The organism is Veillonella sp. VA139, assembly GCF_003992005.1.
Classification (GTDB): domain Bacteria; phylum Bacillota; class Negativicutes; order Veillonellales; family Veillonellaceae; genus F0422.
In genome coordinates this window covers 26,080-35,443 of sequence record NZ_RQVL01000022.1, presented here as the reverse complement: position 1 = coordinate 35,443, position 9,364 = coordinate 26,080, and the positions used below count along the sequence as shown (strand labels likewise).

The following is a 9,364-nucleotide window of genomic DNA, read 5'->3' as shown; positions in this document are numbered from 1 at the left end:
CCCCAACATTTTTTTTTTCAAGCTCACCACTTCATACGATATTAATTCTAGTCTCTTGGGCTCTGAGATTTGTATAATATACAGATCCTAATGCGCCAATCAACTCTTTAGAATTACTTCCCCATTGCGGGGACTGAAACTTAAATCATTTTCTAATTTGTCACCATCTCCTTCTTTAGAATTACTTCCCCATTGCGGGGACTGAAACAGAAGTAGATGTTGCCGTAAGTGAATCTGTAGAGACTTTAGAATTACTTCCCCATTGCGGGGACTGAAACTTTCTTTTTAAAATATTCGATAAGATCTTCAACCTTTAGAATTACTTCCCCATTGCGGGGACTGAAACGCAATAAAAATCCTCGGACCTGAGTAAGTCCTTACTTTAGAATTACTTCCCCATTGCGGGGACTGAAACATAGCAACTGGTTGGAAAGGATAATAGACTCGTACTTTAGAATTACTTCCCCATTGCGGGGACATGCAAATTACATCATCCTTTCCCCTGAGTTCATATATCTGTGCGTAAATAGCACACCGTGCTATTTACGTCCACCATTGCGGGGACAAGCAAAATTAGATTAGCCTATTCCCAAGGTACACATATCTATGCATAAATAGTGCACCGTGCTATTTACGTCCACCATTGCGGGGACTCAGAAATAACTTTAGCCTCTTGCACAAGACCAGATATCTGTGCGTAAATAGTGCACCGCACTATTTACGTCCACCATTGCGGGGACTGGCGAAATACCGATAGCCTTTTCGCAAGAACAGATATCTGTGCGTAAATAGTGCACCGCACTATTTACGTCCACCATTGCGGGGACTGGTAAAATACCGATAGCCTTTTGCCAAAACCAGATATCCTTGCGTAAATGGTACACCGTACCATTTGCGTCCAACCATTGCTATTCTTTCGTTATGATTTAAATAATTTAAAAACAAAAAGAGCACTGTCTCTTCCTTTATAAACAATATAAAATACTGTTTATGTAGGAAGAGCCAGCGCTCTTATTTTTTTTGTTTCTCTATGCTAGTTTCGCCATATCAAACTCATACTCTATTCTTATGTATATAAATTAAAGTACTCTCTCACTGTATCTAAGTAATCTAATACGTTGTTAGTCTCTTCGTTTGCCATACACAATAAAATATCTACACTAATTCCTTCAGGTACGAATTCATTTGACTCGTATGCGAATATATAGCAAAAGACATCTACACTTTCATTATGTATAACAATTCCTGTTTTACACTTTGCATTGGCAGCTTGTAAAATATTCGCTATATCATTAGAGGTTAAATGCCTAGTATTTACCGGATATAGGGTATTAAAACATGGTCCTAAGTGCTCATCTTCCATAATAACAACTTCTAATTTCTCATAATTATGATACATAAAGTATTCTAAGATCAGCTTTCCATTATCACCCATCTTAGTAACAACATCTTTAGCATCACGTACTAATGCCTTTTCTATTGCTTTCATTAGTGGCACGCCAGAATTACTATACCATCTCTCCAAACTACCCCCTTGTCTAATTATTTCTTCTATTCTTTTTTGTCCATCAAATAATCCCATAACTTCTCCTTATTTCTTATTATCATTATCGCTCTCATCTCTAAACGCAAGGTTTATATCAGTAAATGCTGTTCAATAATCCTATACTCTGCATCATAATCCATACTTCTTAGCGGTTTCTTTAAACACATCTAAGGCTATCTCAACCTCTTGTTCAAATAGAGATATAATTTGCTCCGCTAAATCTTCATAGGGATAGAACTGTTTTCGATGAAAGCGATGCACATAGTGAACCTCACCTATTTCAGGGTTACATGTAACACTACCTAATCCCAAATTCATCGTCTCTTGCATCCCCCCTGCAATTTGGTACACTAAGTTTACTGGCATATTACTACAATCTATTGGATATACCACAAAGGCCGTGACAGATCCATCTTTTTCTTCCACCATTGCTACATTTTGTATAGTACCTTTATGCAACACACAATACACTAGCGCTGTCGGTCTATTCTCTCCATTGCACCTTGTAACTGGATATCCCTTTCGTTTCAATATCATCTCAAATTCATCAATTAAAGGTGGCTCTATCCTTATAGTTATATCTTCGCTTGTTTGCGTACTACTGTCCACTACTGCTCGCAATCCATCAGATGGTTTCATTCTTTCCTCCTAACACATATCTCCTATTTTCTACCATATTTCGATCGTATCACAGGCATGATCCTTCTTAGATTTGCTTCTATCTCCCAAATTGAATGCATTATCATCTCTGCATGTGTATCTTCATCTTTAGTATGATCTCTATACAATCCAGCAACTATACACATACATTGGTCTTAATCAGAATAATCTAGATTCGCACCTGGTATTTGTCCTTCCACCTCCCGTTTTATTTGTATCATATCTGATATATTAAAAGTTCCAGCTTTCATAGTATCTTTAAATCGTATAGCCACTAAATCCTTATACATATCGACTTCTATAATAAGAAGTTCCTTTATCCCCTCATCATCTGTATAGTCTGTCACAATCGTATTAGCTTTTCCACCACTAGGAACATTCATCTGCTCACATTTAAAAAGCTTACTATAATCGCCAAAAGTCATTTTTACTTCTTCTAACAATGGCAACTCCATACGATTCACTACTTCCTCCGCAATTGCTCTTTCTTCTATAGGCTCTTGCTCTACCATGGGACTGTTAGATGAATTCTTACTAAACAAAAATTCTTTTAAATCTGTCCACATAGGCTCTCCTTTCTCTCAACATACTACAGGTACTACATACTTAACATCATATAGTTCATCCCTCATCTGCAATACAATTTGTACATCCTTATGTCATCATTTCTATACATTCTTATGATAGTATTCATGGGATGTATCTTCTTATGATAGTCTGTGTCACCCCCTTATGACTTGTGTTACATCTATCTCATGCCCTTAGTATATCCCATAGCCATATTTTCATTTTTCAAAAGTCCCGATAGTTAATTTTTCTTTCCCCTAAAATTTATATCACGTTACGATCTATCACTATGTATATAAATTAAATCTTTCTCGCATGTCATCAAAATAATCTAATGCATTATTAGTTTTAGCACTTGCCTCATGTAACAGGAAGTCTATGCTAATACCTTTTGACTCAGCTCCACTTAGATTAAATACGACTATATAGCTCAAAAGTTGCAACTCTTCATCAAATACGACAACTCCTCCTTCACATTGTGCATTTGCCTCATCTATCATACATTGGATATCATAACTAGTTAAATGGCTTCCCATAATATTTTCTAACGTTCTATAAAATCCGTCAAATACACCCATAATGCCTCCTTATTTCCATAACTCAATCTTTGTAACAAGCTCTACTGCACAAACTAGATATACCTGCTTATCATTCTGTAAAACAAGCTTTTACCGCTTCTCCAGCTTCACAGAATACTTGGCGTAATGCTTCTCCTAACATCTCATCCTCTTCTAAAAATCCCCGCTTCAGTTGTAATATCATACAGAAACGTTGGACTTCTTCATGAAAATGCAAGCTACCTTCTCCTAATGCTTCATTAACCATATCTAAGGTCTTTTGTCGTAGCCAGGGATGTATATGTCGATACGGAACGATATCATATAAAACTGCTTGCACTGTATCCTCATCAATTTCTTTCATATGGACCAGCATAGAATTTTCTTCTGTAAAAAATAAATCAAAGATACACCCTTTCTCTCCTGCTAATTGTCCAAATTTTGTAAACGGATAGTTATCGTTTTTGAACGCTTTCATATATACATCTAATAATGGTTTCTCTTTTCTATGGCTTTGTGTCTCCACTATACCTCTCCTTACCGCTCAATTAATGACTCTACGCATTCTTTGATTGACTATATTGTCGCCGAATATCTGGCATGACCTGTGTAATATTTGCAGCTATTTTATACAAGATATTCATCACCAGTTCCCGTTGCCGTTCATCATCTACAGCAAGATCTCTCGAAAGTGACACAACTACATCTAAGGTATTTTTAATTTCATTATATTCAAGCTGCATATAATCCATACGTTGATTGAAAGTTTCTGAAATATCGCTAACTTTTCCAACATCAAATGTACCATCCTGCATCACCCCTTTAAAGATGACTAGCACTTGGTCTGTGTCATTATGAAAACCGATAATAGATAGCTCTTTTAACCCTTCATCATCTACATAATCTGTGGAAATAAAATTAAACTTCTCATCATATCTGGATGTAAATAGTTGACTATGCTCACCAAAGATAATTTTAATTTCTTCTAAAAAAGACAATTCCTTCCGATTCACCTCTTCTTCTAGTGTGTCCTTTGCTTTCCCCGCCAGATTTTGTACTAGCACAGGCTCATCAGAAGATTTCTTACCAAACAAAAATTCTTTCAACCATGTCCACATAGGTTCTCCTTTCTCTCAACCTACTACGGGCACTATCTGCTTACCATCATGCAGTTCAGCCCTCATCTACAATATAATTTGTACATCCTTATATCATCATTTCTGTATATTCTTGTGATAGCATTTACATATATCGTCATTTCTATACATTCTTATGATAGCATGTATACGATGTACCTTCTTATAATCGTCTGTATCCCCCCCTTATGACTTGTTTTTTATCTATCTCATGCCCTTAGTATATACCATAGGAATATTTTCATTTTACAAAAGTCCCGATAGTTAATTTTTCTTTCCCCTAAAATTTATATCACGTAGCAATCATCCCGTTTCACATCGCCAATGCCATAGGATTTCACATCTTTTTCATTACGGATGACATAGACCCGAAAGGAGTCTACCTCCAAATCTAAACACGCTAAGGCTCGCTCAATCATCCGATTACACTGGGATGGTGCTAACATAGCCTCAAAGGCGGATTCTTGTACCCGCATGCCATAATACTCCATAATTTTTACTAGTTTACTGCGCCGTTTATCATCTGCCACATCATAAATTGCTAAGGTTAGATACTGTGTCATAACAAACTCTCCTTTCCCGCTCTTGTATTGTACATCCTTATATCGTCATTTCTGTGCATGCTTATGATAGCATGTATAACCGGAGTCTGATTTACAAAAGTCCCAATAGTAACCCATACAAAAAGGACTGCTACCACCATGTAAAACTCTATATGGGATAACAGTCCTTTACTGATTTAGCCTTATCATATCTCCGATGACTAAGTACTTGTAGCATCATGAAAAAAAGCAACTAGTATAACCTAGCTGCTTTTTCCTATAGTTTATTTAAATCCCTTAAATTCTTTTGGCTCTAACAAGGCAATTCGATCCTTAAAGCGATTCGCTGGATCATTTTCAATCGTCATATGCACCGTACGTGAATCAAAGGCTGGATTAATACCACCCGAGTCCATCATGATAACTAAATCTTCCACCCCTATTTCTAAGGATGCATGGGCTACTTCGGACATGCTATTCTTTGTATGCGTATCAAAGGCTGCAATAAAGGAATCCACTGTGTGCTCCCCTTCGTCTAATGAGATTTCTTCATGAAGCGGTGCCACTCCTGTATCACTCCATATACTTTCATTAGTATAGGCATCTTCAGCCTCTAAAAATAACTTAGATTGAATGTCTACCGACCCCAATCCCATGGATTTACCTTTACCAATTTTAAAACGACGACCTTTTTTACGTGTTATTTTATCAGCAGAATTTTCAGTGGATGTAAATAACACTTTACATAAGGCACCTAATTCTTCCGTCGTCAAATGATTGAAATACACCTTTCCTACAAAGGTATTGTCTCGTTTTACTATATTCGATAATTGAGTCAATATGTTAGAGTTGATGTCTTTACCGTTCTTTTTCTCTGGCTCATAGACTTCAATGCTATTGCGGTGCCAGTAGTATTTCACTCCACGAATCATAGAGGATTTATCATTCCAATGCAATCGTTTATCAGTACCTTTTTGCGCTAAGTATAGTTGGAAAGATGTAGGATTCGGTCTTAACAGAATCGTATTTAAAGGTTCACCTTGATAAATACCTTTGTCACTAGACTCTGTATGAACAGCATCCCCAAAGTACACGCGACCACCCCAAAATTCTTTTAATCCAAATACCAAATCCGTAAAGTCTACACGATTGGTTCGCAAATTACTTGGCACATGGTCAGCAATAGAAAAGTTATAAGGAATACGATAGTATTTTGTATGTCCAAAGTTTTTCACTTTACCACTGGTAGGATCCACCACAAAGAAGCATGGTGCAATCATGTCTGCTCCCATCACGCCTAGGATATCTCCAAGAAGCGACGATTCTAAGGCGCCGCCACTAACACCATTCACATCTTTGGAACGTTGTGGATAGAGTAAGTTAATGCTATTTCCCCCACGTCTCTCGTCACCGAGATAATCTCGAATGATACTTTCATCGATTTCATAATATTCATCACTATTCCATCGTACTGTGTATGTATTGGTCGGCTTTTTACCAATCTGATTCACTCGAATGGAACAAGTTAATTCACTAGGTGCCTTCCGATTTCCTGTATTGGTCAATGTTTCAATCGCTTCGGTAAAACATTTCCAATTTACCATAGGATGATCGATGGTACCATCTAACTTTTCACCAGTTAGGTTCACTGTTGGATCATTATAGGCATACCATTTTGTGTCCCCTGTATGGGTCCGTACACGAACTATAAATCCACCACGAATTGTATCATCACCGGCTCCTGTATGATTTCTTTCATATTCATTTTTTAATTCACTAGCACTGCCTCTACTGGCAATATCTCGATAGTACAACACTCGCTCATTAAAATCTTCATTACTTCTGAAGCTACTAGCGGTCATGATTTTAAACAGATTGCGAGTCATACCCCGCAAGCTACTACCCGGAATCATAGGCTCATTATTTTTAATGGAAAAGAATGTACTTTCTCGATCTGTTTTACCTGGCATACCTACCAATGTATCTTGCTTTGTGGTGATAGTCAGTTCAATATATCCGGAATGCTTTCCCTGTGTTTGAATATATTCATCATAAATATCTGAAACAATGTGTAGGTCTTCTGTTGTAGCAACCACATCTTCCCACATGGCATGGGGTGCACAAATATCTGTCGGTAAGGAAATAAAGTTGTAAGGGGCATCCGCAGGATATGTATTAACACCACCATCAGTACCAAAATATTTCTTAGGTATAGTTACCTTATTTGAATTTGTATTTTTTTGCTGTTTTCCACTCATATGTTACCCCTTTTTCATTCCTACAATAGCTACAAACCGATAGTCACTATATGTGGCTTGTCCTGTTTCTGCTACATAGTCAACATAATTTCGTGTTACCAATCCATACGTATCACCTGATATCGCTGGTGTAGGTATGATTTGGCTGATTTTACGTCCAGAGTCTTTACATTCTATAAAGTTACCATCTATGTGACGAACTTCATTACCTAGTAGTCTAGCTGTACTGTCTACGGTATCCATAACAATGCCTGTTATATCCTCAGAATCTGTAATCTTTCTTCCTAACCAAGATCCCCGCTTAGTTTTATATACATGAAGCTCTTCTATTTCTGAAAATACGCGTACTTCTGTGGCAAATTCCATATTGACTTCTACGGACTCTGGAAACGCAATTTTTGTTCCGTCCCAAGTCCCCCAAAGTACTTGATTCATAGACCATACTACGATAGTAGCTGGTGCTGTGATTGTATTGGCAAAATCTGCTAAGGTACTGGATTCTGCAAAGGTAAGCCCTCGCTCTATTGTTACCGTTCTTTCTTTGCTTGTTAGCTCTTTTACATTCATTTCATAACTCATATATACCATTCCCTTTATATTCCCATTTGTAAATATTGAATGCATTCGTTAATGGTATCAATATTGCCATTAGATTCAGTGGCATACTTTGCAATACGACCGTCTGCATCATATTCATTTTCAAATGTATATGTTTCCCCATTATAGATAACTTCTGCACGAACACCTCGTAAGCGTCCACGTCCTATACTTGCTTCTCCACCAAAGGTGAGTTTGCCCATCCATAGATCGCGAAGTAACACAAACATAAGACCTGCTTCATCTTCTACACAATTCTGCACATTCACTTCAAAAGATAGGATACCTTCTTTGGGATTTTCTACTTGCCAAATTGGTTCACTATCAAATAAAGCTGAATCAATCGTTCCACCCGTAAACCGATCAATACGATTACGTGTTTGTTTCATTTTCCGAACGGCTTTCGACGGTGCAATATAGGCCTCTGATACAGATACGCGACTTTTATACAATTTCGATGCATTAGTGGCCATCATACCACCGAACAGAGATACAAAACGACTTGCATTAGTAGTGTCGGTTTGCTCAGTGCTATTCCAGCCCTCCCAAACACCCATCTTTTCTAAGATAGATTGGCTATGATGACGTATTACACCTTTAATGGATGAACCCGGAATCACATAATCGTCACCACTCATCAACATCGTGGAATCCACATCAGAGTTTTGACTAATGGTTCTAACAATTAAGGCTGAGTCGATATTCGCCCATACTTTCATATGGAATAGATGAGGCATCTTCGGTGTCACAGATTGACCTTTGTGTACCATGTCTCCAGATGATTTTTGCTGGTCTCTCATCACCCATTTATAGATGGAGTCTATCGTCTGTAATTGATATACATGGGCCTCTACATTATGACTTTTAATTTGTCCAAATCCTTTTGTGGTATATCTACCTACACCGATACCTGTGTGTAACATATTCGCTATTGTAAAAACAGCCTCTCTAATCATGGTTAGTGCTTGCGTATCAGTCAGTGAATCATCAAAATTTTTCAATATATCCAAATGACCTTGGCGGATAATACATTCCATGGCAACGGTCCCAATAGCACCTTTATCAATGGCCTCATAGTCGAATTTATGACCATCCTTAGCCACCCGTCGATAATGCTCTAATCGGACGCCATCACGAGTCACGATAGACACATCCGATGTGCCATCAGCACTCGTTAATACCACATCATATACACGAAGGATACTCTGATGATCTCCCGTTTTAACCGACGCACCTTGATCTAATGAGCCAAAGATAATGTTACGCATAACTTGACTGATATCTTCTTCAAGATAATTCACAACGTGGTGTCGCAATACGCCTGCTAAACTAGTGGCAGGAATGTATGGTTTATCATATCGATTACGTAATACTAAGGCATCCACCGCCTCATTATTCTTTTCTCCATCCCCAATTAATAAGGGTGATGTAACCGTAATATCCCCTGTAATCTGTATTGTTTCTAACATCTTTGCTTTCGTATTATTACTCATATGGGTAC

The 9,364-nt window shown here is 37.7% G+C and carries 11 protein-coding genes; all 11 read right to left on the bottom strand.

Features of this window, described 5'->3' with window-relative positions; all coding sequences use genetic code 11:
• Positions 1-665: 665 nt before the first annotated feature.
• The 11 genes from EO125_RS07885 to EO125_RS07835 all read right to left on the bottom strand — a co-directional run bounded on the left by EO125_RS07885 (position 666) and on the right by EO125_RS07835 (position 9,356).
• On the bottom strand, positions 666-902 hold the full coding sequence (locus EO125_RS07885; RefSeq protein WP_127148419.1) for a hypothetical protein: 237 nt from the start codon (positions 900-902) through the stop codon (positions 666-668).
• 164 nt (positions 903-1,066) lie between these two features.
• Positions 1,067-1,582 carry a hypothetical protein gene (locus EO125_RS07880; protein WP_127148418.1) on the bottom strand — a complete coding sequence of 172 codons (516 nt, stop codon included), beginning with the start codon at positions 1,580-1,582 and terminating at the stop codon, positions 1,067-1,069.
• Between the two features lie 93 nt (positions 1,583-1,675).
• Positions 1,676-2,185, bottom strand: a complete 510-nt coding sequence (locus EO125_RS07875; protein WP_127148417.1) for a hypothetical protein — start codon at positions 2,183-2,185, stop codon at positions 1,676-1,678.
• Between the two features lie 176 nt (positions 2,186-2,361).
• Complete coding sequence (locus EO125_RS07870) at positions 2,362-2,772, bottom strand: hypothetical protein (protein ID WP_127148416.1); 411 nt, start codon at positions 2,770-2,772, stop codon at positions 2,362-2,364.
• Between the two features lie 288 nt (positions 2,773-3,060).
• On the bottom strand, positions 3,061-3,351 hold the full coding sequence (locus tag EO125_RS07865; protein ID WP_127148415.1) for a hypothetical protein: 291 nt from the start codon (positions 3,349-3,351) through the stop codon (positions 3,061-3,063).
• A 70-nt stretch (positions 3,352-3,421) separates the two neighbouring features.
• Positions 3,422-3,856 (bottom strand): hypothetical protein, encoded by a 435-nt coding sequence (locus tag EO125_RS07860; RefSeq protein ID WP_127148414.1) that lies wholly within the window; start codon positions 3,854-3,856, stop codon positions 3,422-3,424.
• A 31-nt stretch (positions 3,857-3,887) separates the two neighbouring features.
• Complete coding sequence (locus EO125_RS07855) at positions 3,888-4,448, bottom strand: hypothetical protein (protein WP_127148413.1); 561 nt, start codon at positions 4,446-4,448, stop codon at positions 3,888-3,890.
• A gap of 305 nt (positions 4,449-4,753) precedes the next feature.
• Entirely contained in the window at positions 4,754-5,029 is a 276-nt protein-coding gene (gene cas2 / locus EO125_RS07850) for a CRISPR-associated endonuclease Cas2 (protein ID WP_127148412.1), read from the bottom strand.
• A gap of 263 nt (positions 5,030-5,292) precedes the next feature.
• Positions 5,293-7,266: a TIGR03986 family CRISPR-associated RAMP protein gene (locus tag EO125_RS07845; RefSeq protein ID WP_127148411.1), complete on the bottom strand. Its 1,974-nt coding sequence runs from the start codon at positions 7,264-7,266 to the stop codon at positions 5,293-5,295.
• A gap of 3 nt (positions 7,267-7,269) precedes the next feature.
• Positions 7,270-7,845, bottom strand: a complete 576-nt coding sequence (gene csx19 / locus EO125_RS07840; protein WP_164726481.1) for a CRISPR-associated protein Csx19 — start codon at positions 7,843-7,845, stop codon at positions 7,270-7,272.
• A 14-nt stretch (positions 7,846-7,859) separates the two neighbouring features.
• Entirely contained in the window at positions 7,860-9,356 is a 1,497-nt protein-coding gene (locus tag EO125_RS07835; protein ID WP_127148409.1) for an RAMP superfamily CRISPR-associated protein, read from the bottom strand.
• Between the last annotated feature and the right edge of the window lie 8 nt (positions 9,357-9,364).

Bases quoted from the DNA above. Each gene is read 5' to 3' on its own strand.
- EO125_RS07835 (WP_127148409.1), bottom strand. From the start codon at position 9,356: ATGAGTAATAATACGAAAGCAAAGATGTTAGAAACAATACAGATTACA.
- EO125_RS07875 (WP_127148417.1), bottom strand. From the start codon at position 2,185: ATGAAACCATCTGATGGATTGCGAGCAGTAGTGGACAGTAGTACGCAA.
- csx19 (WP_164726481.1), bottom strand. From the start codon at position 7,845: ATGAGTTATGAAATGAATGTAAAAGAGCTAACAAGCAAAGAAAGAACG.
- EO125_RS07880 (WP_127148418.1), bottom strand. From the start codon at position 1,582: ATGGGATTATTTGATGGACAAAAAAGAATAGAAGAAATAATTAGACAA.
- EO125_RS07855 (WP_127148413.1), bottom strand. From the start codon at position 4,448: ATGTGGACATGGTTGAAAGAATTTTTGTTTGGTAAGAAATCTTCTGAT.
- EO125_RS07865 (WP_127148415.1), bottom strand. From the start codon at position 3,351: ATGGGTGTATTTGACGGATTTTATAGAACGTTAGAAAATATTATGGGA.
- EO125_RS07845 (WP_127148411.1), bottom strand. From the start codon at position 7,266: ATGAGTGGAAAACAGCAAAAAAATACAAATTCAAATAAGGTAACTATA.
- EO125_RS07870 (WP_127148416.1), bottom strand. From the start codon at position 2,772: ATGTGGACAGATTTAAAAGAATTTTTGTTTAGTAAGAATTCATCTAAC.
- cas2 (WP_127148412.1), bottom strand. From the start codon at position 5,029: ATGACACAGTATCTAACCTTAGCAATTTATGATGTGGCAGATGATAAA.